Source organism: Pseudomonas sp. CCC3.1, assembly GCF_034347405.1.
Classification (GTDB): domain Bacteria; phylum Pseudomonadota; class Gammaproteobacteria; order Pseudomonadales; family Pseudomonadaceae; genus Aquipseudomonas.
Map to the genome: position 1 here is coordinate 2,285,070 of NZ_CP133778.1, position 26,804 is coordinate 2,311,873.

The 26,804-nt window shown below is 58.7% G+C and carries 20 protein-coding genes; 3 read left to right on the forward strand and 17 right to left on the reverse strand.

Annotated elements, in window-relative coordinates:
* Nucleotides 1–132 precede the first annotated feature (132 nt).
* The 3 genes from RHM56_RS10415 to RHM56_RS10425 are packed head-to-tail and all read left to right on the forward strand — an operon-like array spanning nt 133 to nt 4,132.
* Nucleotides 133–1,644 (forward strand): MFS transporter, encoded by a 1,512-nt coding sequence (locus RHM56_RS10415; protein ID WP_322241745.1) that lies wholly within the window; start codon nt 133–135, stop codon nt 1,642–1,644.
* Nucleotides 1,641–2,705, forward strand: coding sequence for an HlyD family secretion protein (locus RHM56_RS10420; protein ID WP_322241085.1), 1,065 nt, complete (start codon nt 1,641–1,643; stop codon nt 2,703–2,705). Before RHM56_RS10415 ends, RHM56_RS10420 begins: the two co-directional genes overlap by 4 nt.
* Entirely contained in the window at nt 2,702–4,132 is a 1,431-nt protein-coding gene (locus tag RHM56_RS10425) for an efflux transporter outer membrane subunit (RefSeq protein ID WP_322241086.1), read from the forward strand. The genes RHM56_RS10420 and RHM56_RS10425 overlap by 4 nt, the downstream gene beginning before the upstream one ends.
* Before the next feature lie 49 nt (nt 4,133–4,181).
* Here RHM56_RS10425 and RHM56_RS10430 read toward each other — a convergent pair whose 3' ends face one another.
* The 17 genes from RHM56_RS10430 to RHM56_RS10510 form a co-directional block, all read right to left on the reverse strand.
* Nucleotides 4,182–4,865, reverse strand: a complete 684-nt coding sequence (locus RHM56_RS10430; protein ID WP_322241087.1) for an amino acid ABC transporter permease — start codon at nt 4,863–4,865, stop codon at nt 4,182–4,184.
* 3 nt (nt 4,866–4,868) lie between these two features.
* Nucleotides 4,869–5,597 carry an amino acid ABC transporter permease gene (locus RHM56_RS10435; protein WP_322241088.1) on the reverse strand — a complete coding sequence of 243 codons (729 nt, stop codon included), beginning with the start codon at nt 5,595–5,597 and terminating at the stop codon, nt 4,869–4,871.
* 74 nt (nt 5,598–5,671) lie between these two features.
* Nucleotides 5,672–6,478, reverse strand: coding sequence for an ABC transporter substrate-binding protein (locus RHM56_RS10440; protein ID WP_019410945.1), 807 nt, complete (start codon nt 6,476–6,478; stop codon nt 5,672–5,674).
* A gap of 186 nt (nt 6,479–6,664) precedes the next feature.
* Nucleotides 6,665–8,269 (reverse strand): ABC transporter ATP-binding protein, encoded by a 1,605-nt coding sequence (locus RHM56_RS10445; RefSeq protein ID WP_322241089.1) that lies wholly within the window; start codon nt 8,267–8,269, stop codon nt 6,665–6,667.
* A gap of 1 nt (nt 8,270) precedes the next feature.
* On the reverse strand, nt 8,271–9,293 hold the full coding sequence (locus tag RHM56_RS10450; RefSeq protein ID WP_322241090.1) for an ABC transporter permease: 1,023 nt from the start codon (nt 9,291–9,293) through the stop codon (nt 8,271–8,273).
* The gene (locus tag RHM56_RS10455) at nt 9,293–10,363 is read right to left on the reverse strand and encodes a microcin C ABC transporter permease YejB (RefSeq protein ID WP_322241091.1); all 1,071 of its coding nucleotides are present in this window, start codon (nt 10,361–10,363) and stop codon (nt 9,293–9,295) included. Before RHM56_RS10455 ends, RHM56_RS10450 begins: the two co-directional genes overlap by 1 nt.
* 1 nt (nt 10,364) lies before the next feature.
* On the reverse strand, nt 10,365–12,239 hold the full coding sequence (locus tag RHM56_RS10460; RefSeq protein WP_322241092.1) for an extracellular solute-binding protein: 1,875 nt from the start codon (nt 12,237–12,239) through the stop codon (nt 10,365–10,367).
* Nucleotides 12,240–12,378: 139 nt separating this feature from the next.
* Nucleotides 12,379–15,105 carry a TonB-dependent receptor gene (locus RHM56_RS10465; protein ID WP_322241093.1) on the reverse strand — a complete coding sequence of 909 codons (2,727 nt, stop codon included), beginning with the start codon at nt 15,103–15,105 and terminating at the stop codon, nt 12,379–12,381.
* Between the two features lie 171 nt (nt 15,106–15,276).
* Nucleotides 15,277–15,678 (reverse strand): ExbD/TolR family protein, encoded by a 402-nt coding sequence (locus RHM56_RS10470; RefSeq protein WP_048369966.1) that lies wholly within the window; start codon nt 15,676–15,678, stop codon nt 15,277–15,279.
* Complete coding sequence (locus RHM56_RS10475) at nt 15,678–16,382, reverse strand: MotA/TolQ/ExbB proton channel family protein (protein ID WP_322241094.1); 705 nt, start codon at nt 16,380–16,382, stop codon at nt 15,678–15,680. The genes RHM56_RS10470 and RHM56_RS10475 overlap by 1 nt, the downstream gene beginning before the upstream one ends.
* A gap of 64 nt (nt 16,383–16,446) precedes the next feature.
* Nucleotides 16,447–17,262, reverse strand: coding sequence for an energy transducer TonB (locus RHM56_RS10480; RefSeq protein WP_322241095.1), 816 nt, complete (start codon nt 17,260–17,262; stop codon nt 16,447–16,449).
* A 484-nt stretch (nt 17,263–17,746) separates the two neighbouring features.
* The gene (locus tag RHM56_RS10485; RefSeq protein WP_322241096.1) at nt 17,747–19,081 is read right to left on the reverse strand and encodes a TldD/PmbA family protein; all 1,335 of its coding nucleotides are present in this window, start codon (nt 19,079–19,081) and stop codon (nt 17,747–17,749) included.
* Entirely contained in the window at nt 19,081–20,514 is a 1,434-nt protein-coding gene (locus RHM56_RS10490; RefSeq protein WP_323564705.1) for a TldD/PmbA family protein, read from the reverse strand. The genes RHM56_RS10485 and RHM56_RS10490 overlap by 1 nt, the downstream gene beginning before the upstream one ends.
* Before the next feature lie 226 nt (nt 20,515–20,740).
* A complete protein-coding gene (locus RHM56_RS10495) occupies nt 20,741–22,555 on the reverse strand; it encodes an ABC transporter ATP-binding protein (protein ID WP_322241098.1) in 1,815 nt (604 codons plus the stop codon).
* A gap of 535 nt (nt 22,556–23,090) precedes the next feature.
* Complete coding sequence (locus RHM56_RS10500) at nt 23,091–24,695, reverse strand: ABC transporter ATP-binding protein (RefSeq protein ID WP_322241099.1); 1,605 nt, start codon at nt 24,693–24,695, stop codon at nt 23,091–23,093.
* A 15-nt stretch (nt 24,696–24,710) separates the two neighbouring features.
* Nucleotides 24,711–25,733 carry an ABC transporter permease gene (locus RHM56_RS10505; RefSeq protein WP_322241100.1) on the reverse strand — a complete coding sequence of 341 codons (1,023 nt, stop codon included), beginning with the start codon at nt 25,731–25,733 and terminating at the stop codon, nt 24,711–24,713.
* The gene (locus RHM56_RS10510) at nt 25,733–26,803 is read right to left on the reverse strand and encodes a microcin C ABC transporter permease YejB (protein WP_322241101.1); all 1,071 of its coding nucleotides are present in this window, start codon (nt 26,801–26,803) and stop codon (nt 25,733–25,735) included. Before RHM56_RS10510 ends, RHM56_RS10505 begins: the two co-directional genes overlap by 1 nt.
* Nucleotide 26,804: the final 1 nt, after the last annotated feature.

Below are 26,804 nucleotides of genomic sequence, written 5' to 3' on the forward strand. Positions count from 1 at the left end.
CGCGTGGTTAAACTTTTTGTCATCTAGTTAGAAGACGGAGTTGGCCATGTATTGGCGTTTTAAGTGTGTGCGTAATTGGGTGACGGGAGCCAGGGTGTGACGTCGCTGGCCGCAGGCTCGGTGAGCATTGTGATGCCAGTCGCGGCGCCAGCTGTCAGCGCGGCATTTGGCGTGCGGATTTTTACCGGGCTGGTCGGGGTGTTGCTGGCGGTGCTGGTGTCAGGCTTTAACGAAAACGTGACCAAAGTGGCGATGCCCGATATTCGCGGCGCGATGGGCATCGGCTATGACGAAAGTACGTGGCTGCTGGCGGTGTATTCCGCTACATCCATCAGTGCCATGGCGTTTGCGCCGTGGTGCGCAGCGACGTTCTCGCTGCGTCGTTTTACGCTGTGTGCCATTGGCGCATTCGTGCTGCTGGGCATCCTGTGTCCTTTCGCTCCCAACGTGTCTGTGTTGATGCTGCTGCGAACCCTGCAAGGGTTTGCCGGGGGCGCGTTGCCGCCGATGCTGATGTCGGTCGCGCTGCGCTTTTTGCCGCCGAACATCCGTTTGTATGGACTGGGCAGCTACGCGCTCACCGCAACCTTTGGCCCCAGCTTTGGCACGCCGTTGTCGGCGTGGTGGGTGGAATATGCCGGTTGGCAATGGGCGTTCTGGCAGGTCATCCCGCTGAGCTTGCTGGCCATGGCCTGCGTGGCCTGGGGCTTGCCGCAAGACCCTCTGCGTCTGGAGCGTTTCAAGCAGTTCGACTGGCGCGGGCTGTTGCTCGGCTTGCCCGGTTTGGTGATGCTGGTGCTGGGCCTTGAACTGGGTCAGCGGCTGAACTGGTTCGAGTCCGAAATGATCCGGATCTTTATCGTCGGCGGGCTGGCCTTGCTGGTGCTGTTTTTTATCAATGAATGGTCGCAGCCGTTGCCGTTCTTCAAGTTGCAGTTACTGAAAATCCGCAACCTTTCCCACGCCTTGCTGACCTTGGCCGGGGTGCTGTTTGTGCTGTTGGCGGTGATCAAGATCCCATCCAGCTACCTGGCCGAGATCCAGGGTTATCGCCCGCTGGAGACCGCCCCGGTGATGTTGATGGTGGCGGTGCCGCAATTGATTGCGCTGCCGTTGGTGGTCGCCCTGTGCAACCTGCGTTGGGTCGATTGCCGCTGTGTGTTGGCCATTGGCTTGGGGCTGCTGGCGCTGGCCTGTGTGATCGGTTCGCAGGTGACATCGGTGTGGAGCCGCGAGAACTTTTACGGCTTGCAGGCGATTCAAATCATCGCCCAGCCGATGGCGGTGATCCCGCTGCTGATGTTAGCCACGGGCAGTTTGAACCCGGCCGATGGGCCGTTTGCCTCGGCGTGGTTCAACACCGTTAAAGGCTTTTCAGCGGTGGCGGCGGGCAGCGTGTTGCAAGTGTTGACGGTCACTCGCGAGCACTTTCACTCCATGACGCTGGTGGATCGCATCGGTAACTCGCCGCTGGTCACAGCCAGCGTTGACTTGGCGCACCGGGTACACCAGCAGGCAATGGTGCTGACCTCGTCAGACTTGTACCTGTGCATGGCCGGCCTGGCGCTTTTATTGATCGTAATGATTCCTTTTGGCCCGACGCGGATTTATCCGCCGGGAACACCTGTTGGAGCAGTGAAATGAGTACAGCTAACGGGCGCAAGCCTTTATTGATGGCGGGTTCGGGCGTGTTGGCACTGGCGGTGCTGTATGGGCTTTGGCACCTGGTCTTCACCAGCAGTGCACAACAAAGCACCAATGATGCTTTTGTGAGTGCCGATTTCACCTTGATCGCACCGAAAGTTGCGGGCTTTATCGACGAGGTGCTGGTGCAAGACAACCAGCCGGTCAAGGCCGGGCAGTTGCTGGCGCGGATTGACCCGCAAGATTACCAGGCCAGCGTGCAAGCAGCGCAGGCCAGTGTGGCCACGGCGCAAGCGCAACTGGTGAATGCACAGGCGATGCTTGAACGTCAGCGCTCGTTGATTGAACAGGCCAAAGCCACGGTCGATGCCGACTTGGCGCAAGTGGAGTTTGCCGAGCACGAGTTGCAGCGTTACGAGCATTTGGCCGGGCAGGGCGCAGGCACGCTGCAAAATTCGCAGCAGGCCAAGAACCGCTCGCAGACTGCACGTGCGCAATTGGCGCAGCACAAAGCCGCACTCGAAGCCGCTCGCCAGCAAACCCGCGTACTGGCTGCCGAAAGCACGGCAGCCCAGGCCAGTGTGCAACATGCCCAAGCCTTGCAGGCCCGGGCCGAGCTGGACTTGTCGTACACCCGACTGGTGGCGCCGTTTGACGGCGTAGTCGGTCGACGTAGCTTGCGCCAAGGGGCTTACGTCAAGCCGGGTGACACGTTGCTGGCCGTGGTGCCGCTGGCCAAGGCATACGTGGTGGCCAACTTTCTTGAGCATCAACTGACGCACATGAGTCCGGGGCAGCAGGTCACGGTGACTGTCGATACCTTCCCCGGCGAACGCCTGCACGGCACCGTTGACAGCATTGCGCCCGCCACGGGGGTGACGTTTTCGGCCATCGCGCCGGACAACGCGACGGGTAACTTCACCAAGGTGGTGCAGCGCATCCCGGTCAAGATCACCCTGGACGCCAACCAGCCGTTGACCCGGCAATTGCGCCTGGGCATGTCGGTGGATGCGTCTGTCGATACCACAGACACCTCTGGGCAACAGGTCAGCGCACGATGAACAGCACATTTATGGCCCGCGCGGTGGCCTGTTTCAGCGTTTTGAGCCTGAGCGGTTGTGTGATGGGCCCGGATTTTCAGGTCCCTGATAACCCATTGGCCAGTCGTTGGGCGCCGACGCCAAGCGAAGCCGGGCACAGTGCAACCAACGAGTCAGCGGTCGACGTGCGTTGGTGGGACAGTTTTGCCGATGCGCAGTTGTCAGCCTTGGTGCGTGAAGCCCAGACCCGCAATTTTGATCTGCAACTGGCAGCCAGTCGACTGGAACAAAGCCGCGCCATGCGGCGTCAGGTGGCGGCTGAGGAGCTGCCAGCGGTCGATGGAGCGGCGGGTTACAGCCGCAGCCGCAACAGCCAGCGTGGCTTGAGTGACCCGTCGGGCAACAGCGGCAAGCAGGCATATAACCTGTGGAGCGGGGGGCTCGGTTTCAGTTGGGAAGCAGACCTGTGGGGCCGGGTCAAACGTTCCGTAGAAGTGGCCGATGCTTCCGTGCAAATGGCCGAAGAAGATCGTCACGCGGTGCAACTGCTGGTGATTGTGCAGACCGCCCAGGACTACATCGAACTGCGCAGCACTCAGCAGGGTTTGGCAGTGGTCGAGCAGAACCTGCACATCGCCCGGCGCAGCCTGGAGCTGACTCGATTACAGCTCAAAGAAGGTGTGGCCACCGACCTGGAGGTCTCCGAAGCGGCGGCTCAGGTTGCAGAAATTCAAGCGCGGCTGGCGCCTTTGCAACAGCACAGCGCGCAATTGATCAATGCCCTCAGCTTGTTAGTGGCCCGCGAACCCAGGGCCTTGCAGCAACTATTGAGCGCCCCCGCGGCTGTCCCGGCGTATACCGCGATCGTACCGATTGGCTTGCCTAGCGAGCTGGCACAACGACGCCCGGACATTCGTCTGGCGCAAGCCCGGTTGCATGCGGCAACGGCGTCGATGGGTATGGCCGAAGCAGACTTTTATCCACGCATTACCTTGTCTGGCAACCTGGGTTTCCAGGCGCTGCAACTGTCGGACCTGGGCAGTTGGGGCTCGCGCAGTTTTGCCTTTGGGCCGGGCGTGAGCGTGCCACTGTTCGAAGGGGGGCGTTTGCAAGGGGCGTTGCAATTGCAGGAAGGCCGTCAACAGGAGGCCGGGATTGGCTACCAGAAAACTGTTTTGCGCGCCTGGCATGAAGTGGATGACTCGCTGGTGGCGTACCAGGCCAGTCAGCGCCGCCGTGACAGTCTGCAACAGGCGGTGGAGCACAACCAGCGAGCGCTGAACAGCGTTCATCAGCAATACGCGCAGGGGACCGTCGACTTCCTCAACGTACTGACCGTGCAAAACGCGCTGCTGGCCAACCAGGCGGCGCTGGTCGACAGCACGGCGCAAGTGTCGTTGTCGCTGGTCGGGTTGTATGGCGCGTTGGGGGGTGGCTGGCAGGGCTGACACGTCGAGACCCTCTCGCGAGCCAGCCAGCCCCCACAGGTGGGCGGTGTTATCGATGCTGTGCCTTGGGCTTGACCAGCCGATTGGCGATCAGGTCCAGGCTGCTGCAAAACACGAAATACACCACCGCCACAAACAGGAATATCTCGGTCGGGTGCACCATCACCCGATTGCTGACCTGGGTCGCGACAAACGACAACTCACCCACGCCGATCACGTAAGCCAGCGAGGTGTCCTTGATCAGTGAAATCCACTGATTAAGGAACGATGGCAGCATGATCGGCAACGCCTGCGGCAAAATGATCAGGCGCAGCACTTGCCCTGCACTCAGCCCCAACGCCTTGCCCGCCGCCCATTGCCCGGCGGGCAAACTGCTGATGCCGGCATACACCGAATGCGCCAGATACGCGCCGCCAATCAATGACAACGCACAGACCACGGTGGCCAGCGCGGGGACATCGACCTTGAACACAATCGGCAGCAGGAAGTAACTCCAGAAAATCAGCATCACCACCGGAATCGCCCGCAAAAAGCCCAGCACGCCGAGCAACAGCCAGCGCACCCTGGAGCGAATCATCACCAGTGCAATGCCCAGCACCAGGCCCAAAATGGCCGAGATCACCCCGGACAACAGGCTCAACACCAGCGTCAGCGCGGCGCCGCCCAACGGTCCATCGGGGTAGGCGCCGATCAAGAAATACGACAGGTTGTCGCTAATGACTGAAAAATCCATGACTTACACAACCCCCTGGCGATACCACTTGCTGCGCGCAATCAATTGGCCGATCACTTCAATCAGCGCAATGCTTGCCACGTACAGCAGGGTCGCGAAACCAAAGGCCTGGAAGGTCTTGAAGGTTTCAGTTTCGACCTGACGCGAGGCGTAAGACAGTTCAGCCAAACCGATAGCCATGGTCAGCGACGAGTTTTTCAGGGCATTCATGTATTGCCCAAGCAATGGCCCCAGCGCTGTGCGCAGTGCCTGCGGGAATACGATGTAACGCCACACCTGCGCGGGTTTAAAGCCCAGCGCCAACCCGGCTGCCCGCTGTTCGATACGTACCGAACTCACGCCTGCGCGGAACTCTTCGCAGATAAACGCGGCGGTGTAGAGCATCAAGCCCCAGAAACCGGCGAGAAACTCAAAGGACGGCCATTCAATCTCGAACAGGACCACGTTCAGGCTGCGTGGCTGGTTGAGCCACATCACCAGCGCTTCGGGCAGCATGGCGGTGACCCCGAAGTACCAGAAAAACAGCTGCACCAGCAGCGGTGTATTGCGAAACAGCGCCAGGTAAGCCCGTGCGGGCCACGACCAGAGGCGTGAGGGCGAGATCCGTGCCAGGCACAGCACAAAGCCCAGCCCGGTGGCCACCAGGCAGGTTAAAAGCGAGAGGATAAGGGTTAATACAAAACCATCGAACAGCCAATGCAGGTATTGCGGGGCAAGCAGTTCACCGAACATAAACAGCGTCCATCCAGAAACAAACAAACCCGTCCGGTTGACCGTGACGGGTTATAGGGTCTTGCTACACCGATTTAGCTTTTGTCGCCGATTTTGTACAGGCGGGTCAGCGGGGTTTTGGTGGTTGGGCCGAACCAGGCGTCATAAATGCCTTGTGCCTTGCCGTCCGCTTCAAGCTCGGTAAGGGTTTCGTTGACCACGTCGGTCAAGCGTGCCTCACCTTTTGGAATACCGACGCCGATCAGGTCATTGGAGATGGTGAACGGCGGGACTTCGTACTTGTCCTTGTCCGGCACATTGGCCAGCAAACCGATCAATTTCGGGCCGTCCTGAGTAATGGCTTGAACGTTGCCGTTGCGCAGGGCAGTGAAGGCGAATGGGGTGTCATCGTAGGCAACCACTTTGGCGCCCGGGAACTTCTCGCGCAGCACGCCTTCGTTGACCGTGCCTTTGTCGACGCCAACGCGCCATGTGTTCAGATCAGCCTCGGATTTGAGGGTGCCTTTTTTGACGATGAACTGCTGGCCCGAGGCGAAGTACGGAATGCTGAAGTTCACTTGCTCGGCGCGTTCCGGGGTGATGGTGAAGTTCGCCAGCACCAGATCGACCTTGTTCGCCACCAGCAACGGTACGCGGTTGGCCGGGTTGGTCGGTTGCAGTTGCAGTTTCACGCCCAGCTTGTCGGCAATGGCCTTGGCGTAGTCCACGTCCAGACCTTCAATCTGCTTGCTTTTAGCGTCAACAAAACCAAACGGCGGGTTGCTGTCAAACGAAGCCACGCGCAGAACGCCAGACTTTTTGATGTCATCCAGACGGTCAGCGTGGGCCAGACCCGACAAAACAGCCAGGGTCAGAGCGGTGAGGGCAGTGAGTTTTTTCATTTCGTTCTCATCATGAGTTAGAAGATTTATGACGAGAGTCTTGCAGGAAAATTAGCCTTTAAAAAAGAATATAAAACGATTTAAATATTCCTTTTGGGTATATTAGGCCCCTGTAGGAGCGAGCTTGCCTCGCGATCTTTTGATCTTTAAAAGATCGCGAGGCAAGCTCGCTCCTACAAGGCGTTTTTATGCCAGCGCCACCTCTGCATGAACCGTCTTCAAACTACTGGCCTGCAACAGCTCCTGGGTATACGCATGCTGCGGGTTTTCGAATATCGACTGCGCATCGCCTTGTTCCACCACTTTGCCGTCCTTGATCACGATCATGTCGTGGGCCAAGGCATGCACCACTGCCAGGTCATGGCTGATAAACAGGTAGGTCAGACCATGCCGGGTTTGCAAGTCGCGCAGCAGGTCGACCACTTGTTTTTGCACGGTGCGGTCCAGTGCCGAGGTCGGTTCGTCGAGCAAAATCAGCGCTGGCTCCATGATCAAGGCTCGGGCAATGGAGATACGCTGGCGCTGCCCACCCGAGAATTCGTGCGGGTAACGATGCCGGCTTTCGGGGTCGAGCCCGACCTCTTGGAGCACGCGAATCACTGCGTCTTCACGCTCTTGCACAGTGCCGATATCGTGGGCCAGCAGGCCTTCGCTGATGATCTGTTGCACCGACATGCGCGGGCTAAGGCTGCCAAACGGGTCTTGAAACACTACCTGCATTTGCCGCCGCAGCGGGCGCAACAGGTCCTGGCTGAGCATATTGAGCTGTTTGTTGCCAAAGCGAATATCACCCTGCGAATCCACCAGCCGCAAAATGGCCTGGCCGAGGGTCGATTTGCCTGAGCCGGACTCGCCGACAATGCCCAGGGTTTTGCCTTTTTTCAGCTCAAAGCTGACTCCGTCCACCGCCTTGACGTAATGCCGCTCGCGGCTGAACAGCGGCTTGGGCAGGGGGAACCAGACTTTCAGGTTGTCGACTTCCAGCAGGTTATGCCGGTAGTCGCAAGGCACCGGGCTGCCGCTGGGTTCGGCTTCGATCAGCATGCGGCTGTAAGGGTGCAGCGGGGTGCGAAACAGGTCTTCGCAACTGGCTTGCTCGACGATCTCGCCACCGCGCATCACGCACACCCGCTGAGCGATTTTGCGCACCAGGTTGAGGTCGTGGCTGATCAATAACAACGACATGCCGAGGCGCTGTTGCAGGTCGATCAGCAGTTCGAGAATTTTTTGCTGCACGGTCACGTCCAGTGCCGTGGTCGGTTCGTCAGCAATCAACAGCTCCGGCTCGTTGGCCAGCGCCATGGCGATCATTACCCGTTGCCGCTGGCCACCGGACAATTGATGCGGATAGGCATTAAGGCGTTTTTCCGGGTCGCGTATGCCCACCAGATTCAGCAACTCCAGGGTACGGACACGGGCGGCACGGTTTTTCAGGCCTTTGTGGGTGATGAGGATTTCGCTGATTTGCTTTTGCACGGTGTGCAGCGGGTTAAGCGAGGTCATCGGCTCCTGGAAAATCATCGCGATGCGGTTACCGCGCAGGCTGCGCAATTGGCTGTCACTGGCGGTGACCAGGTCAGTGCCGTCATAGCGAATGCTGCCTTGAGTCTGCACGTCTTTGCCGGGCAACAGGCGCAGGATCGAGTGGGCGGTCACGGATTTTCCCGATCCCGATTCACCCACCAGTGCCAGGCATTCGCCACGGCGGATGTCGAGGTTGAGCCCGTGCACGACTTCTCGCCCGCCGAAACCCACGCGCAAGTTACGTATTTCAATCAATGTGTCGTTCATGTCAGCTCCGAGGATCAAAGGCATCGCGGCAGGCTTCGCCGATAAACACCAGTAGCGACAAAATCAGTGCCAGCGCACAGAACGCGGTCAGGCCCAGCCAAGGGGCTTGCAGGTTGCGTTTGGCCTGGCCGATCAACTCGCCCAGCGAGGCGGTGCCCGGCGGCATGCCGAAGCCCAGAAAGTCCAGGGCGGTGAGGGTGGCAATCGCACCGGTCAAAATGAACGGCAAGTAGGTCAGGGTCGAGGTCATGGCGTTGGGCAGAATGTGCCGACGCATCAGTGCGCCATTGGTCAGGCCCAATGCCCGCGCGGCTTTTACATATTCCAGGTTGCGGCCGCGCAAGAACTCGGCGCGCACCACGTCCACCAGTGCCAGCCAGCTGAACAGCGCCATGATCCCCAGCAGCCACCAGAAACTCGGGGCCACGAACCCCGACAGAATGATCAGCAAATACAGCACCGGCAGCCCGGCCCAGACTTCTTGCACGCGCTGGCCGATCAGGTCCACTAGCCCGCCATAAAAACCCTGCAAGGCCCCGGCGGTAATTCCGATCAAAGCGCTGATAGCGGTGAGGATCAGCGCAAACAGGATGGAAATCCGTGCGCCGAAAATCACCCGTGCCAGCACGTCGCGCGCCTGTTCGTCGGTGCCCAGCCAGTTGCTTGCGGTCGGTGGGCTGGGCGCGGGTTCTTTGAGGTCGTAGTTAACGGTGTCGTAGCTGAACGGGATGGGCGCGAAGAGCATCCAGCCGCCCTGGTCAGCGATCAACTTGCGCACGTAGTCGCTGCTGTAATCGGGCTCGAAGGGCAGTTCGCCGCCGAAGTCGGTTTCGGTGTAATGGGCCACAATCGGAAAGTACCAATGGTCTTTGTAATGCACTGCCAGCGGCTTGTCGTTGGCGATCAGTTCGCCGCCCAGGCACACCACGAACAGGCCGACAAACAGCCACAGTGACCACCAGCCACGGCGATTGGCCTTGAAGTGAGCGAGGCGGCGACGGCCCAGTGGAGAGAGGGTAAACATCAGGCAGTCCTCGCCGAGAAGTCGATACGGGGGTCGAGCAGGGTGTAGCAAATGTCGCCGATCAACTTGATCAGCAGCCCGAACAGGGTGAACAGGAACAACGTGCCGAACACCACCGGGTAGTCGCGTGACACGGCCGCTTCGTAGCTCATGCGGCCGATGCCGTCGAGGTTGAAGATGGTTTCGATCAACAAAGAACCGGCGAAAAATACTTCGATCAGCGCCTGGGGAATGCCAGCCACCACCAGCAGCATGGCGTTGCGCAGCACATGCCCGTACAGCACTCGCTGTTCAGTCAGGCCCTTGGCCCGTGCGGTGACCACGTATTGGCGGCTGATCTCGTTGAGGAAACTGTTTTTGGTGAGGATGGTCAGCGTGGCGAAACCGCCGATTACCAGTGCGCTGACCGGCAATACCATGTGCCACAGGTAATCCGCGATTTTGCCGAAAAAGCTCAGGCTGTCGAAGTCATCCGACACCAGCCCCTGAATCGGAAACCAGCTCACATAACTGCCACCGGCGAACACCACGATCAGCAAAATGGCGAACAGAAACGCGGGCATGGCATAGCCAATGATGATCGCGGTGCTGGTCCACATATCAAATGCGCTGCCGTTGTGAATCGCCTTGCGGATGCCCAGCGGGATCGAGATCAGGTAGGTGATGAGGGTGGCCCAGAACCCCAGCGAAATGGTCACCGGCAACTTTTGCAGGATCAGGTCTGTGACCGAGGATCCGCGAAAGAAACTGTTGCCGAAATCCAGTTGTGCGTAGTTCTTGAGCATCAGCCACAAGCGCTCATGCATGGGTTTGTCGAAACCGTAATGCTTGGTGATTTCTTCGATCAGCGCCGGGTCCAGGCCCCGGCTGCTGCGGCTGGCGCCTGCACTGTGGGCGGCCATTTCGCCGCCGCCACCACCGACTGAGGCGCCACTGAACCCCTGCAAGCGGGCAATGGCTTGATCCACCGGGCCACCGGGGGCGGCCTGTACGATCAAAAAGTTGACCACCAGGATGCACAGCAGGGTGGGGATGATGAGTAATAAGCGACGACTGATGTAATGCAGCATCTCAATTCCCCTTCGACAATGCGCTGGCCTTGCCAACGGCGGCATTGGTTTGCGCGGTTTTGCTGACTTCCCACCAGGTGTCCAGGCCCTCGTCGTACTTGGGCTCAAGTGCCGGGCGGCCGAAACGGTTCTGGTACACGGTGGGAGTCCCTACCGAGTAGTAGTTGGGGATCATGTAGTAACCCCACTGCAACACCCGGTCGAGGGCGCGGGCGTAGTGCACCATTTCTTCGCGGCTGTTGGCCTGCACCAGCCCGTCGAGCAAGGTGTCGACCGCCGGATCACGCAGTACAAAAGCGTTGGAGGCACCGGGCTGGGTGGCGCTGCGCGAGCCGTACATGTCGTACATTTCACGGCCCGGCGAGACGATGGGCTGGCCGCTGCGCGGAAAGCCGACCACGATCATGTCGTAGTCGCGGGCGTTGAGGCGGTTGATGTACTGCGCGGAGTCGATCTTGCGGATGTCCATGTTGATACCGATCTGCGCCAGGGTGCGCTTGTAGGGCAGGATCATCCGGTCAAAGCCGCCTTGGCCATCCAGAAAGGTAAAGCTCAGTTGCTGGCCCTGGGCATTCACCAGTTTGTTGTCTTTTGGGTTCCAGCCTGCCTCTTTGAGCAGCGCCAGCGCTTGCAGTTGTTTGTCGCGGATATAGCCGCTGCCATCGGTTTTCGGTGCCTGATACACCTGGGTGAACACTTCATCGGGGATCTTGCCGCGCAAGGGTTCGAGAATTTCCAGTTCACGGGCGTCGGGCAGGTCAGTGGCGGCCATTTCACTTTTCGGGAAGTAGCTCTGCTGGCGCACATAGAAATTGCGCATCATCTGCTTGTTGGTCCACTCAAAATCCCACAGCAGGCTCAACGCCTGGCGCACGCGGCGATCCTGAAAGAACGGGTTCTGCAAGTTGAAGGCAAAGCCCTGGGCCGCGCCGGGTTTGTCCTTGGCAAAGACCCCGCGTTGCAGGCGCCCGTCGGTCAAGACCGGGCTGTCATAGCCGATGCTGAAACCGGTGGCCGAGAACTCGCGGTTGTAGTCAAAGGCACCGGCTTTGAGCAGTTGGCGGGCGATGTCGGTGTCACTGTAGAAATTCACGGTCATGCGGTCGAAGTTGTACAAGCCTTTGCTGACGGGCAAGTCTTTGGCCCACCAGTTCTTGTTGCGCTCAAAGGTGATGCTGCGACCGGGGTCAACCTGCGACACCGAATACGGGCCGCTGCTCAGGGGCGCTTCAAAGCCGCCGCCAGTGGTGAAGTCGCGGGTTTTCCACCAATGCTCGGGCATGATCCGCATGCTGGCCAAGTCCAGCGCCAGGGTGCGGTTCTGGTTGTTCTTGAAGTCGAAGCGGACCTGCAACGGGCCTTCGACGACCATGTCCTTGACCTCGCCATAGAGCAAGCGAAAGCTCAGGCTGCCTTTGGTCATCAGGGTGTTGTAGGTGAATGCCACGTCTTGCGCGGTGATCGGGGTGTCGTCAGCGAAACGGGCTTTGGGGTTCAGGTAAAAACGCACCCACAGGCCGTCAGGGTCGCGTTCCATCTTTTGTGCGATCAGTCCGTAGACCGTGTAGGGCTCGTCCAGTGAGCGAAACGCCAGGGGCGAATACAGCCATTGATCGGCCTGTATCACGCCGGTGCCCTGGTCGATATAGGGGACGATGTAGTTGAACTGGCCAATTTCCATCGACGCCCGACTGAGCGAACCGCCTTTGGGGGCGTTGGGGTTCACAAAGTCGAAGTGCTGAAAATTGTCCGGGTATTTGGCCGCCTCGCCATAGACCGTCATGGCCTGGCTGGGCGCGGCGCTGACGCTGATGCACACGCAAGACAGCACGGGAATCAGCAGAGAGCGAAGCAGGGGCAGGAATAGTGAAGACATGATGGGAGTTCCTTGTACCGCGTGTTGAACCATCGACTGCGTTGAAAAACCCCCACTTCCTTGCGCGTTAAAAGGTCGTGGGGTCGCGATTTCGCAGTTAAGCCGACGCGGGCTGGAGTAGGCCCGCGCCGCAGATCACTCAGAAGTGGTAAGTCGCACGGGCGAAGAAAGTACGGCCCATTGGGTCGGCGTAACGAGGGTCATACCCGCTCTGGAAGTTGTAGGCCTGGTTCGAGAACGGTGGGTTGCGGTCGAACATGTTTTTGATGCCCACGTCCAGGTCCACGGTTTTGTCGAAGGTGTAGCCCCCAGAGATGTCCCACAGGGTGTACGAGGCTACGCGTGAATGAGTGTCCGGATCGGCGTCGTCATAGCCGCTGGTGAAGCGGTTGACCAAGGCCGCACGGTAGGCGCCCAGGTTCCAGGTGCCGCTCAGTACGTGCTTCCAGCGCGAGATCATGCCGTCGTCTTCAAACTGCCCAACCTTGTCGGTGTAGCTGCCGCCAATGGTGGTCTGGTAGTCATAACGCGAAACGTACGTCCCTTGCAGACCCAGGCCGAACTGGCCATACGGGGTGTTCGGGAATTTGTAGTCGAGCGATACGTCGACACCGCTGGTTTTGACTGTACCCAGGTTGGCGAGGCCGGTTTGTACGTAGTTGAGGGTGCCGTCGGAGTTGCGAATGAAGCGATCGGCATACGCGTTCGGATCATCAAACACTGTGGATTCCGGGAACTCGGCGATCTGGTTGGCGATGTGAATCCACCAGAAGTCCAGCCCCATCGACAGGTTGCGAACTGGCTGATAAACGAAGCCCAGTGTCACGTTGCGCGCGGTTTCTGGCGACAGGGTGGTGTTGCCGCCTGTGCGGTTATGGAACTGCTGGCCGCAGTCACGCCCGGCATTGCCGCCCGGTTGCACGACACCACCCGTACACAGTTTGGGATCGTTGTAGTAACCCTGGGTGAAGGTGGTGTATTGCGGGTTGTACAGCTCATACAGCGAGGGGGCACGGAAGCCTTCGCTGTACGCACCGCGAACCACCAACTCTTTGATTGGCTGGTAGCGGAACGAGTATTTCGGGTTGGTGGTGCTGCCAAAGTCGCTGTATTTGTCGTGACGCACAGCGGCCGACAGTTCGAGGCTGTCCAGTACGGGCACGTTCAGTTCGGTGTACACCGCCTTGACGGTGCGATCACCTGACACGCTGCCATCGGGGTCGACGCCCAGGCTGGAAATGTCCGCTGCGTATTGCTCATAGCTCTGATGGAATTTTTCCTGACGGAACTCGCCACCAATGGCCAGACCGGCAGAACCTGCACCAAACCAGTCGCCAATTTCGCGGCTCATGCGGCCATCAAGACCGGTCACTCGACCGACCGAAGAGGAATACTGGCCGTGGTACTGGTTGGCGTCGATCAGCGCTTGCCCAGCTGCTGTTTGCGGGCCAAACGGGTTGATGATGCCATCAGCGATGCCATCAATCATGGCCGCGTCGCTGACATAACCGCCCGTCACGCTGGAAATCACTTTGTTCTGGTTGTACGAGGCACCGACGTTGTAGTCCCAGCCCTTGGCCACACCGTCAAAGCTCAGCACCAGGCGTTGGCTGGTGTTCTGGTCTTTGGAGGCCCGTGCACCCGCTGCCGTTTCACGCCAGTTGAAGTCGATAGGCTGGGTGGGATCGAAGTTGGGGTTGCTGGACGCAGGCGTAATACCTTTGCCCGGGAAGAACGGCGACGACGGGTCCATGCTCAGGCCTGTCAGTGGCGCTGGGCCGACTTGGGTCGCGTTGTTGTTGCGGGCGAAGAAGTACTCAAGGTTGACGTTGTCGTCGTCAGTGATCTTGCCGGTGGCTTTGCCGAAGAATGAGGTTTTTTCGGTGGCAGGCAGCAAGTCGATGTAATTGCGCGTGTCGAAGCGGCAAACGCCTTGGCGCGCCACCAGGTCGGGGCCGTTGCAGTTGCCGGGTGACAGCGGGTTGGTGCTCACGCCGCCCTGGCTGTAGTTGCCGGGGTACGAGGTGCCGGAGGTCTGATCCAGGCCACGGCCCGGTGCGTAGGTGGTGGCGAAGGTGCGGTCGTTGGCTCGCAGTGCGCCTTGTTTGTTGTAACCGACCACGCCCATGACGTTAAACCGGTCTTTGTCCAGATCGCCATAGCCCCAACTGGCGCTCAGGTCCTTGCTTTCACCACCACCTGTGGCATCAGCGCCTTCGCCGCCCACCGACAGTGTGCCGTCCGTCATGGATTTTTTAGTGATGAAGTTGATCACCCCGCCAATCGCGTCAGTGCCGTACAAAGCCGATGCGCCGTCGCGCAACACTTCTACCCGGTCGATGGCTGCAAAAGGGATGGTGTTCAGGTCGACAGCCGAACCGTCGATGGCGTTGTTACCCAAACGGCGGCCGTTGAGCAGCACCAGGGTTTTGTTGGCGCCAATACCGCGCATGTCGGCAAAGCTGGAACCGCCTGTGGCCGCACCCACCGAACTGGCCGGGTTGCGCAGCGACTGGTTGCCCGTGACCCGCTGCATGATTTCAGCAGTGGTGGTGACACCTTCATTGCGCAGTTGTTCGGCGCGCAGAATCGTAATGGGCACCGCGGTTTCTGCGTCTACCCGGCGAATCGCCGAGCCCGTCACTTCTACACGTTGCAACTGCGTCGTCGCGGGGGCGGCGGCTGCATGGGCGCTGACAGCCGCAGCGCTGACCGCATTGGCCGAGTCATCGGGTGCACTGGCTTCTGCTGCTTGCAACTGGCCTGCGCTCATCCCCAGAGCAACCAGATACAGCGGCACAAAACGGTGGCGCTGCAAGCTTGCAACGAGCGGTTTGAGGGTGAAACCTGAACTCTTCATCTGCATGGTTAATTCCGACTTTTTCAGACGTTTATTGGAATGGCCTTGTGAGCCCTCATGACTCCAGTTGGGTTGTGTCGACCCGTGGCAAAACACTTTTTTCAAGCAAGCCGCTCCCCTGCGCGAACAAACAGCGTTCGCGCGCGGCGTTGGGTTACAGCGGGAAACAGCTAAGCGTTACCTCGCGGTCATTACCGAAATCTTGGTAATGCCGGAGCGCTCGATCGAGGCCATGGCCTTGGCTACCTGGCCGTAATTGACACCCTCGTCAGCCTGTAACTGGACCCGCACTTCCGGGTCCTGGGCCTTGACGTCCTGCAGGCTTTTTTCCAGCAGTTCAGGGGCCACTTCGTTTTTGGCCAGGAAGAATTTGCCGTCCTGATCGACGCTGACCACCACCGGGTCTTTCTTTTTCTCGGTGGCCACGGCGTCGGTCTTGGGCAGGTTGATTTTGATGGCGTTGGTCATCATCGGCGTGGTCACGATGAACACCACCAGCAGTACCAGCATCACGTCCACCAGCGGGGTGACGTTCATTTCGCTGAGCACTTCATCGCTGTCTTGCGTTGAGAAAGACATCAGCTTGCCTCCCGCACGGCGGTGCGTTTGGTGGCAATGGCCTGGCGGTCGATGGCGAAGGCGCTGCGCTGGGCGAGGGCGTCGAAGTCATGGGCAAAGTCGTCCATGTTGGCCGAGGCCAGTTTGAGGCGACGCAGGAAGAAGTTGTAAATCAACACCGCAGGCACCGCGACCGCGATGCCGACACCGGTGGCGATCAGGGCGTGGCCGATAGGGCCGGCAACCGTTTCCAGGCTGGCGGAGCCGCTGGCGCCGATGCTTTGCAAGGCTTCCATGATGCCCCAGACCGTACCGAACAGACCGATGAAGGGCGCGGTGCTGCCGATACTGGCGAGAATCGCCTGGCCGCTTTCAAGGGCGCGGCGCTCTTTCTGGATCTGCTGACGCAGGTTGCGTTCCAGGCGGTCGGAGCGGTTGATGGTATTGGCCAATTGTTGCGTGGTGCGTGGCGTGTCATCGACGATCATGGCTTCAAAACCACTGTTGGCGATGCGGGCCAGGGAGCCTGGGTACTGGCTGGCGTGTTCGGCTGCGGTCAGCAAGTCGGGAGCGGCCCAGAAGGCTTTGGTGAATTGGTTGTTCTGGGATTTCTGACGCAGGTATTGCGATGACTTGATGAGCAACAAGGCCCAACTCATCACCGAAAAAAGCACCAATGCCCAAAGTACCCCCGGGACAATCATGGAAGACAGAGACTCGTTCATGGCTATACCTCGCACTGCGGTTAAATAACGCGGCTAATTAAGTAAGTGTCGGTACCCGATGGGGTTATTCCGGCAATTTGAAAGCAATGGTTTGGGTGGCGAACCCTTCTATCGGTGTGTCCCCGCGTTTGGCCGGGACAAACTTCCAGTTGCGTACAGCGGCGACGGCGGCGTCATCCAGCGCTTGCTTGCCACTGGACTTGATGACCTCCACTGAACCGGCACGGCCGTTGGGCAGCACCTTGATTTTCAACCCCACCGAACCTTCCCAATTGCGGCGCAATGCCAGGGCCGGGTATTCCGGTGGCGGGTTGCCAAGGCTGGCCAATCCGGACACCGCAGCCGTTTCCTTGACCGGTCCAGGCGCTGCTGCCGGGGCTGCGGGCGCAGTTGGCGCGGTGGGTGCTGCTGGCGCCGCAGGTGCCGGTGGTGCGGGTTTGGGCGGTTGCGGTTTCTGCACCGGCTTGGGCTTGACCACAGGCTTGGGTTTTTCGATGGGCTTGGGTTTCTCCACAGGTTTAGGGGGTGGCTCCTTGACCGCATCTTCATCTTCTTGCGGTGCTTCGGGTTCTGGCGGCGGTGGTGGTGGTGGTGGCGGCTCCTCGACAGGCGGTGCCGGTGGCGCCGGGCTGGTGAGCTCGACGGTCATTTCCGGAATTTCCGGCGGGGTAATCACCGGGGCGGGTCTGGACTGCTGGAAAAACCACCAGGCGCTGCCATGCAGCACGGCAACCACGCCGATCAGCAACAGGATGTGCGGCTTGCTCAGCCCGCCCGGCTGCGAGGTGTTGGGAACATGTGGAATATGAGTCCACTGCTGCACACGCTCAGCGCCGAGTAGAGGGGCAGGCCGCTCTTTATGTTTTACCTCGTCACTCATTAAGAGTCCCTCGACAAAATGAAGGGCAATAAGGCTCCGTTCGCCCTTGCGTGCAGGGACGAGAACTATGTGTTCAACGGTTATTTCAATGGCGTTCGCTCACGTGAGTGGTCACGTGTAAACGGGTTTAGCCACTGCGGGGGGAAGTTGTCATGTGAGCTCCTGCTAGTTAAGTCAACGGATCGATTCTTGGAGTTTTGTAAGATTTCGTTAAGTTATGTATAGCAACCGCTGTGCCAACAATAAGAAATTGCAGTTTTCATAAGGCAATATTCATGTTGCACGACGCGGATTCATCAAATCGGTGGCGTTAATAAGTTGCGTACTTAATTAACGCCACTTAGTCATACGAGGTGCCTTACTTGTCGACTTTGATCATCGGGTTTATTGTCCGACAATCAAACGTTAATACGGTCGAGTTATAAAGTAGTGCACCAAAGTAACGGGGTGTTGCCTGTTAACAGTGCATCATTTAACCGGTGTATTAGAGCGTCAAGGTCAAGCGCTCTAAAAGAGCGCCCGGAAGGACGTGACTGTCCAGGTAACGACGCTCATAGGTGCGCGAGTCGATGCACAAGGCTTGTTCACGCGTCAGGGCCAGCAAATGAGTGCCCAGCATGTCGTACACGCTGTCATCAAAACGCATGGTTTCGATGGGCGCGACGATCTCGCCGTTCTCAACCCAGAAGGTGGCAAAGCGGGTCATGCCGGTCATGCGTGCCGAGCCCGCATCGGAATAGTTCAAGTACCACAAGTTACTGATGTACAAGCCCGTTCCCAGTTCGCGCAGCACATCCGCCGTGGCCAGTTCGCCGGGTGCCATGACCAGTGTGTGGGGTATTTCCTGCTGGTCGGCGCCGTTGGCCTGCAAGCCGTATTCGGCGGCCGAACGCGAGCTGACCAACTGTCCGACCAATTTTCCTGCCTGGATCAGGTCGATGTTCTGTCGTGGTGCACCGTCATGTCCGAAGCCGGGTTCAAAACCGCTTGAAGGTTGCTCGCGCAGGTTTACCAGTGGCGACAGTTGCTGCTTGCCGAGTTGCAATTGTTGCAGCGCACTCTGGCGGTTGGCGAAAGCCTTGGCCGAAAATGCGTCATAACTGAGCATCGACAGCACCTCATCCAATGCCGCAGGTGCCAGGTAAGCTCGGTACTGTCCGGGTTTGAGGCTGATTCTGGGTGTGCTCAGGTGGTGCAGTTGTTCGCGGGCTTTTGCAAACAAATCGGCTAAAACCTGTGCATCCCAATCGGCTGAACCATAGGTGCTTTTGACCGCTTCACCACTGGCATCGAACAGGCTCCAGTCAAACAGCGCGTTGGCGCATTCATGCCAGCCGCAGGCGCCCCAGCTATTGGCGAACCCGCGATACAGGGTGCCGGCGGCATAAATGCCGACCATGTCCAGGCCTTGGCTCAAGTCACAAATACTGTCGATGGCTTGCTGCAACTCAGGAACGCGCCCCGGCACCTGACGTTCAGATGTCCACTGCTCAGTGTTGAGTAATAGATACGGGTCGGCGGGCAGTACATCGAGTACGCCGCGCAGTAGAGTGAGGGTCTGGCCCAATTGCACGGTGTCTTGCTCGAAATCGCCGCTCAGGTTTATCCGCGCGCTGGCGTGTCGTTCGTCGAGGATGAGGCGTACGGTCAACTCAATTTGCAGCACCGGGTAGGCCTGGCGCACTTTGCCGTGATTGAAACGCACGAACTGGCTGTCTTCGGCGGCATACCACAACGTGAAATGTTCTTGGGCATGCAACTGCTGTTTGAGCCAGTGTTCCAGCGTTTTGAAGGCGCTGGCGAATCGGCAATTGCTCATCAGGCTTGGCCTCCGAACACATCAAGATGGCTAAAAACGCAGGCCGGGGACGCGTGGCCAACGGTGATTCCCTGGTTAGGTTCGCCCTTGCCGCAATTAGGCGTGCCCATGATCTCGTTAGTCGAGGCATCGCCCACGGCGCTCAACTTGCGCCAGAACTGCGACGAAATCCCGCGATAATTCGGGTTTTTCACCACTGCGCCCAGCTCACCGTTTTCAATCAGCTGGCCCCATTCACAGCCGAACTGGAACTTGTTGCGCGCGTCGTCAATCGACCAGGAGCGGTTGGTGGCCATTAAAATGCCGTGTTCGATGCCGCCAATCAGTTGCTGCATCGACTGATCGCCGGGCTCGATATTGAGGTTGGCCATGCGATCAATAGGCGCCCGGTTCCAGCTGCAGGCGCGACTGTTGGCGACTCCCGGCAAGGCGCTGCGGGCCTGGGACAGCGCGCCGCCCATGGGCCGCTGCAAAATGCCCTGACTGATCAGCAGCTGTTTTTCGGCCTGCAAACCTTCGTCGTCATGGCTGTAACTCACCAGTTCGCCGGAGACATTCGGGTCGAAGCTGACATTCAGCAGGTCGGAGCCATAGCGGTAATGACCAAACATGTCAGGGGTCACAAAGCTGGTGCCCGCGTAGTTGCGTTCATCGCCCAGGATTCGATCCATTTCGAGGGGGTGGCCAATCGATTCGTGGATTTGCAGGATCATCTGATCCGGCATCAACAGCACGTCCCGTGGGCCTTGCGGGGTATTGGGGGCCAGCAATAATTGCAGTGCTTGATCAGCAACGCGCCGCGCCTCATCCAAAAAGCCTGAGTGGGTGACGATATTGGCGCTGCCTTGCTGCGCAACGTTATAAGTGCGGCGCTGGCTTTGCTGGCCATCAAAGGCGTTGACGCCAATTTCGGGGAATAACTGCTGCTGGCTGCGCAAAATATCAGCGCCTTGGTTGTCCAGGTACAGCTGTTGTTCTTGCACCACGCGCAGGCGGGCCGACCAATGCACCAGTCGCGGGTCGTTGGGCACTTGCTGCGAGGTTTGCATTAACAGCGCCAGCCAGTCGGCAGTGTCCGGCAACGCCAGGTCCAGTTCGGGAGAGCGGTAGTGCGCCTGAATGCCCTGGTTTTTCGCCGCAGGGTGCTGCAACAGACTGTGGCCGTGCAGGGCTTTGGCCGTTTGTTGTGCACGTTCCAGTGCCTGTTGCAGGCCTGGCAACGTGATGTCGCTGGTCGCAGCAAAGGCCTGTTGGCCGTCGACATGCACACACACCATCACCCCGCATTCATTGCGCAAGGAGGGCGGTTCAATAACATTGCGGGTCACGGCCAAGGTGTGTGATTGATGTTCAACCAGGCGCAGGGAAACAAAATCGGGCAAATGCGCGCAGGTTTGCATAAACCGTCTGAGCGACGATTGTGCACTACTCATCATGACTGTCCTTTTCAGAACAAGGCCCCCAGTTTTAATGGCAGGGCCTTATAGGGTTAATGAACACGGGTAATGTTCACTGGGTTTGCCACCAAACAGTGTGTGTTGGGGCATATGGGTTTGATCGGTTAAATCAGCACTCTATAAAACAGGCAGCAAAGGGCGCGTTTAATCAATAAGTAAGTTAATAGGCGCAGATTGTCTGTAATGGCCACTGTTTAATGGACTAAGTGACCAGTAAGTCATCTTTCAATGCATCACTTTCACTTAACAAACCATCTGATTGATGCTGCCACAAACGGTAGTAAAGACCTTTAAGTTCAATTAACTGTTGGTGGCTGCCATCTTCAACAATCAAACCCTTGTCCAGTACCACAATGCGATCCAGATGCGCGATGGTCGACAGACGATGAGCTACGACCAGCACGGTTTTGTCCGCCATGATGTCGTCCAGGCTGTTTTGAATCAGGCTTTCGGTTTCTGAATCGAGGCTGGCGGTGGCTTCATCGAGCACCAGAATCGGTGCGTTTTTCAGCAAGGCCCGCGCAATGGCGATGCGCTGGCGCTGACCGCCCGACAATTTGACCCCACGTTCGCCAATCAAAGCGTCATAACCGTCCTGCATGTGCAGGATAAAGTCGTGGGCATGGGCGCGTTTGGCGGCCAGCACGATCTGTGCTTCGCTGGCGTGTACGTCGCCGTAACCGATGTTTTCCCGCAGTGAGCGGTGAAACAAACCTGGTTCCTGTGGGATCAGGCCGATATGGCTGTGCAGCGATTGCTGGGTCATGCCTTGAATATCAACGCCATCGACTTCGACTCTGCCTTTTTGCGGGTCATATGAACGCAAGAGCAGGTTGAGCAATGTCGACTTGCCGGAGCCGGACAGCCCGACAATCCCGACCCGCTGACCTGCTCGAATATTGAGGTTGAAGTGCTTGAAAATCGGTTTGTCCGGGCTGTAGCCGAAGTGCACGTCGCGAAACTGGATGGCACCTTTTTTAATGTCGGCGGGGACGGCATTCGCCCGATCCGGCATTTCGTGAGGTTGCAGCAAGGTGTTGATGCTGTTCTCGATGTTGCCGACGTACTCAAAGAAATGCATGAACTGCATGCTCAGGAAGCTGCACTGAGCCACGATCATCAGGCCCAATGTAGCCACCATCACCAGTTGGCCGACGTCAATTTTGCCCACGTGCCACAAGTACAACGCCAGGGCAACGAGGCCGACACGCAACACAATCGACAGGCTGTCCTGCAACAGACGGATTTTTTCCTGATAGAAAAACGAGCGTTGCGCGGCCTGTTTTTCCTGGGTCTGGTAACGGGTCAGGTAGTCGAGTTCGAAGTGCTGACGGGCAAACAGGCGGATGCTGGCCAGGTTGCTGACGGCGTCGACAATCTTGCCGGTGGTGACACTGCGTGCTTGAGCATGATCAGCGGCCAGCACTTGTGCCTTGCGTGACAGCACAAAAGCCAGCAGCGAATACGCCACCACCCACAGCAGCAGACCCAGCCCCAACCAGGGCGACGCCAGTGTCAGCAACACCAGACTTGTGACCAGTACCACCAGAATCGGCAGCATTTCGACCACCAACGACCAGGTGATTTCCAGCAGGCCAATGCTGCCTTCACCGATGCGGTGCGCCAGGCTGCCGGCAAAATGCTCGCCGAAATAACGCGCCGAATGGCGCTGCAAGTAGGCGAACAAATCCCGCACGATGCGTATTTTCTGCTGCGGCCGAACCATGATCATGCACAGCGTCGCGCCACGGGCGCAGAGCATTTGTGCCACGGCCAGACCGAATAGCAGGCCCAGGGCGGGCAAGCTGGCCTGCCACAGATCAGCGTGATCCCACGCACCATCGCTGACCGCGCCGGTAATGCGGCCGATGGCGTACGGCATCAAGGTGGCGGTCATGGCAGCGCCGATTTGCAACGCGGCAATGGCCCAATACCAGCGCGGATACAGTCGGATGTAATGCCAAACAAAAGCCCACGGCCGTTTGGGAGGAACGGAAATAGCGTCAACTTCAGACATGACTGACCTTTTTTCAAAGCAAAGAAGTCCGCTTTGGCAGCTCGAAGAGAGTTGGCCAAGTACGGGCATTTCGAAAGGCAATACGCGTCTATCCAGCGCCCAAACGCATGGCGGGCACGACGACGCAGTTCAGGCTATGTATCGATGCCTGGGGGGGATTGAGTGGCGCGGGAGGGTAAACACGAGACGAACGCGCAGGGGCACAGGCGGGACATTCTTTGCAGCGTGCAGACATCAGACATCGTTCTTATTCCTTTAAAGCAGTCGGTCATTGACATGACTTTTGGTCAGTCTTTGCACTGAATGTGGACAGCGTTTGCGTCCGCGTTCGCAATTGGTGCGGGTTACGCACCCCGGAAGCCGTAAATTCGACCGGTGAATTGCTAACGCACAATGACAAGGAAAAACTGTGCCAAGTTAGGTTAATTTTTGTAAAAAAACGTAACGCCCTTCTGTAGGAGCGAGCTTGCCTCGCGATCTTTTGATCTTTTAAAAGATCGCGAGGCAAGCTCGCTCCTGCAGGGGATTTGCGTTCTCAGGCTAATTCGGCTTCTGCTCGAACCGGTTTCAAACTACTGGCCTGCAACAGCTCCTGGGTATAGGCATGCTGCGGGTTTTCGAATATCGACTGCGCATCGCCTTGTTCCACCACTTTGCCGTCCTTGATCACGATCATGTCGTGGGCCAAGGCATGCACCACTGCCAGGTCATGGCTGATAAACAGGTAGGTCAGACCATGCCGGGCCTGAAGGTCGCGCAGCAAGTCGACCACTTGTTTTTGCACGGTGCGGTCCAGTGCCGAGGTCGGTTCGTCGAGCAATATCAACTCAGGTTCCATGATCAGCGCACGGGCGATGGAAATACGCTGGCGCTGCCCACCCGAGAATTCATGCGGGTATCGGTGACGGCTTTGGGGGTCGAGCCCGACCTCTTGGAGCACGCGAATCACCGCGTCTTCACGCGTTTGCTCGGTACCAATGGCGTGGGCCAGCAGGCCTTCGCTGATGATCTGCTGCACTGACATACGCGGGCTCAGGCTGCCGAACGGGTCCTGAAACACCACCTGCATATGTCGGCGCAGCGGGCGCAGTGCGTCCTGGTTGAGGCTGTTCAGTTGTTTGCCGTTCAGGCGAATATCGCCCTGCGAATCCACCAGCCGCAAAATGGCCTGGCCTAGGGTCGATTTCCCCGAGCCGGACTCGCCGACAATGCCCAGGGTTTTGCCTTTTTTCAGCGCAAAGCTGACCCCGTCCACCGCCTTGACGTAATGCCGCTCGCGGCTGAACAGCGGCTTGGGCAGGGGGAACCAGACTTTCAGGTTGTCGACTTCCAGCAGGGTGTGCAGGTGATTGCCGGGCACCGGGCAGCCGCTAGGTTCGGCTTCGATCAATAGGCGGCTGTAAGGGTGTTGCGGAGCGCGGAACAGGTCTTCGCAGTCGGCTTGCTCGACGATCTCGCCACCGCGCATCACGCACACGCGCTGAGCGATTTTGCGCACCAGGTTGAGGTCGTGGCTGATCAACAACAACGACATGCCGAGGCGCTGTTGCAGGTCGATCAGCAGTTCGAGGATTTTTTGCTGCACCGTCACGTCCAGTGCCGTGGTCGGTTCGTCAGCAATCAACAGCTCCGGCTCGTTGGCCAGCGCCATGGCGATCATCACCCGCTGGCGTTGGCCACCGGACAGTTGATGCGGGTAGGCGTTGAGGCGTTTTTCGGGGTCGCGTATACCCACCAGCGTCAGCAACTCCAGGGTGCGGTCACGGGCGGCGCGGTTTTTCAGGCCTTTGTGGGTGATGAGGATTTCGCTGATTTGCTTTTGCACGGTGTGCAGCGGGTTAAGCGAGGTCATCGGCTCCTGGAAGATCATCGCGATGCGGTTGCCGCGCAGGCTGCGCAATTGCGCAGGGCTGGCATTCACCAGATCGATGCCGTTGTAGCGGATGCTGCCGTGTGTGTGCACGTTCTTGCCCGGCAGCAGGCGCAGAATCGAATGCGCCGTGACCGACTTGCCCGAGCCCGACTCACCCACCAGCGCCAGGCACTCGCCACGGCGGATGTCGAGGTTGACCCCGTGGACGACTTCCTTGCTGCCGAAGCCGACGCGCAGGTCACGTATTTCAATCAATGTGTCGCTCATGTCAGTTCTCAATTATCAAGACCGAGGGTCAAAGGCATCGCGGCAGGCTTCGCCGATAAACACCAGTAACGACAAAATCAACGCCAGCGCGCAGAACGCGGTCAGGCCCAGCCACGGGGCTTGCAGGTTGCGTTTGGCCTGGCCGATCAACTCGCCTAGCGAGGCGGTGCCCGGCGGCATGCCGAAGCCCAGAAAGTCCAGCGCAGTGAGGGTGGCAATCGCGCCGGTCAAAATGAACGGCAGGTAGGTCAGGGTCGAGGTCATGGCGTTGGGCAGTATGTGCCGACGCATCAGTGCGCCATTGGTCAGGCCTAATGCCCGCGCTGCTTTCACGTATTCCAGGTTGCGCCCGCGCAAGAACTCGGCGCGCACCACGTCTACCAGTGCCAGCCAACTGAACAGCGCCATGATCCCCAGCAGCCACCAGAAGCTGGGGGCAATAAAGCCCGAGAGGATGATCAGTAAATACAGCACCGGCAGTCCGGCCCAGACTTCTTGTACGCGCTGGCCGATCAAGTCCACCAGCCCGCCATAAAAGCCTTGCAAGGCCCCGGCAGTAATGCCCACCAGCGCACTGATGGCAGTGAGGATCAAGGCAAACAGGATGGAAATCCGTGCGCCGAAAATCACCCGTGCCAGCACGTCGCGCGCCTGTTCGTCAGTGCCCAGCCAGTTGCTGGTACTGGGCGGGCTGGGGGAGGGCACCTTAAGGTCGTAATTGACGGTGTCGGAGCTGAACGGGATGGGCGCAAAGAGCATCCAGCCCCCTTGGCCGGTAATCAGTTGGCGCACGTAATCGCTGCGGTAATCAGGTTCGAAGGGCAACTCGCCGCCAAAGTCGGTTTCGATGTGGCTGGAGACGATTGGAAAGTACCACTGGTCTTTGAAATGGATGACCAAGGGTTTGTCGTTGGCGATCAGTTCGCCGCCCAGGCACACCACGAACAGGCCGACAAACAGCCACAGTGACCACCAGCCACGGCGGTTGGCCTTGAAGTGGGCGAAGCGCCGACGGCTCAGAGGAGAGAGGGTAAACATCAGGCAGTCCTCGCCGAGAAGTCGATACGGGGGTCGAGCAAGGTGTAGCAGATGTCGCCGATCAGCTTGATCAGCAGGCCGAACAGGGTGAACAGGAACAACGTGCCGAACACCACCGGATAGTCCCGCGAGATCGCCGCCTCGTAGCTCATGCGGCCGATGCCATCGAGGTTGAAAATGGTCTCGATCAGCAAGGAACCGGCGAAGAACACCTCGATCAGCGCCTGGGGAATGCCAGCCACCACCAGCAACATGGCGTTGCGCAGCACGTGTCCGTACAACACCCGCTGTTCAGTCAGGCCCTTGGCCCGTGCGGTGACCACGTATTGGCGGCTGATCTCGTTGAGGAAACTGTTTTTGGTGAGGATGGTCAGCGTGGCGAATCCGCCGATCACCAGGGCGCTGACCGGCAACACCATGTGCCACAGGTAGTCTGCGATCTTGCCGAAGAAGCTCAGGCTGTCGAAGTCATCCGAGACCATGCCCTGGATCGGAAACCAGCTCACATAACTGCCTCCCGCGAACACCACGATCAGCAAGATGGCGAACAAGAAGGCTGGCATCGCGTAACCGATGATGATTGCGGTGCTGGTCCACACATCAAACGCACTGCCGTTATGAATCGCCTTGCGGATGCCCAGCGGGATCGAGATCAGGTAGGTAATCAGCGTGGCCCATAACCCCAGCGAGATGGAGACCGGGAGCTTTTGCAGGATCAGGTCCGTGACCTTGGCCCCCCTGAAAAAGCTGTTGCCGAAATCCAGCTGAGCGTAGTTCTTGAGCATCAGCCACAAGCGCTCATGCATGGGTTTGTCAAAACCATAGTGCTTGGTGATTTCCTCGATCAGTGCCGGGTCCAGACCCCGGCTGCTGCGGCTGGCCCCGGCGCCAACGGCGGCCATTTCGCCGCCACCACCGCCGACAGCCGCGCCACTGAAACCCTGCAAACGGGCAATGGCCTGTTCGACCGGGCCGCCTGGTGCAGCCTGCACAATCAAAAAGTTGACCACCAAAATGCACAGCAACGTGGGGATGATGAGCAATAAACGCCGATTGATGTAATGCAGCATC

Coding starts and splice junctions, on each gene's coding strand:
- RHM56_RS10510 (WP_322241101.1), bottom strand. CDS start 26,803: ATGCTGCATTACATCAATCGGCGTTTATTGCTCATCATCCCCACGTTG.
- RHM56_RS10500 (WP_322241099.1), bottom strand. CDS start 24,695: ATGAGCGACACATTGATTGAAATACGTGACCTGCGCGTCGGCTTCGGC.
- RHM56_RS10465 (WP_322241093.1), bottom strand. CDS start 15,105: ATGCAGATGAAGAGTTCAGGTTTCACCCTCAAACCGCTCGTTGCAAGC.
- RHM56_RS10440 (WP_019410945.1), bottom strand. CDS start 6,478: ATGAAAAAACTCACTGCCCTCACCGCTCTGACCCTGGCTGTTTTGTCG.
- RHM56_RS10435 (WP_322241088.1), bottom strand. CDS start 5,597: ATGTTCGGTGAACTGCTTGCCCCGCAATACCTGCATTGGCTGTTCGAT.
- RHM56_RS10420 (WP_322241085.1), top strand. CDS start 1,641: ATGAGTACAGCTAACGGGCGCAAGCCTTTATTGATGGCGGGTTCGGGC.
- RHM56_RS10495 (WP_322241098.1), bottom strand. CDS start 22,555: ATGTCTGAAGTTGACGCTATTTCCGTTCCTCCCAAACGGCCGTGGGCT.
- RHM56_RS10415 (WP_322241745.1), top strand. CDS start 133: ATGCCAGTCGCGGCGCCAGCTGTCAGCGCGGCATTTGGCGTGCGGATT.
- RHM56_RS10425 (WP_322241086.1), top strand. CDS start 2,702: ATGAACAGCACATTTATGGCCCGCGCGGTGGCCTGTTTCAGCGTTTTG.
- RHM56_RS10450 (WP_322241090.1), bottom strand. CDS start 9,293: ATGTTTACCCTCTCTCCACTGGGCCGTCGCCGCCTCGCTCACTTCAAG.
- RHM56_RS10445 (WP_322241089.1), bottom strand. CDS start 8,269: ATGAACGACACATTGATTGAAATACGTAACTTGCGCGTGGGTTTCGGC.
- RHM56_RS10470 (WP_048369966.1), bottom strand. CDS start 15,678: ATGTCTTTCTCAACGCAAGACAGCGATGAAGTGCTCAGCGAAATGAAC.
- RHM56_RS10490 (WP_323564705.1), bottom strand. CDS start 20,514: ATGAGTAGTGCACAATCGTCGCTCAGACGGTTTATGCAAACCTGCGCG.
- RHM56_RS10455 (WP_322241091.1), bottom strand. CDS start 10,363: ATGCTGCATTACATCAGTCGTCGCTTATTACTCATCATCCCCACCCTG.
- RHM56_RS10430 (WP_322241087.1), bottom strand. CDS start 4,865: ATGGATTTTTCAGTCATTAGCGACAACCTGTCGTATTTCTTGATCGGC.
- RHM56_RS10480 (WP_322241095.1), bottom strand. CDS start 17,262: ATGAGTGACGAGGTAAAACATAAAGAGCGGCCTGCCCCTCTACTCGGC.
- RHM56_RS10505 (WP_322241100.1), bottom strand. CDS start 25,733: ATGTTTACCCTCTCTCCTCTGAGCCGTCGGCGCTTCGCCCACTTCAAG.
- RHM56_RS10485 (WP_322241096.1), bottom strand. CDS start 19,081: ATGAGCAATTGCCGATTCGCCAGCGCCTTCAAAACGCTGGAACACTGG.
- RHM56_RS10460 (WP_322241092.1), bottom strand. CDS start 12,239: ATGTCTTCACTATTCCTGCCCCTGCTTCGCTCTCTGCTGATTCCCGTG.
- RHM56_RS10475 (WP_322241094.1), bottom strand. CDS start 16,382: ATGAACGAGTCTCTGTCTTCCATGATTGTCCCGGGGGTACTTTGGGCA.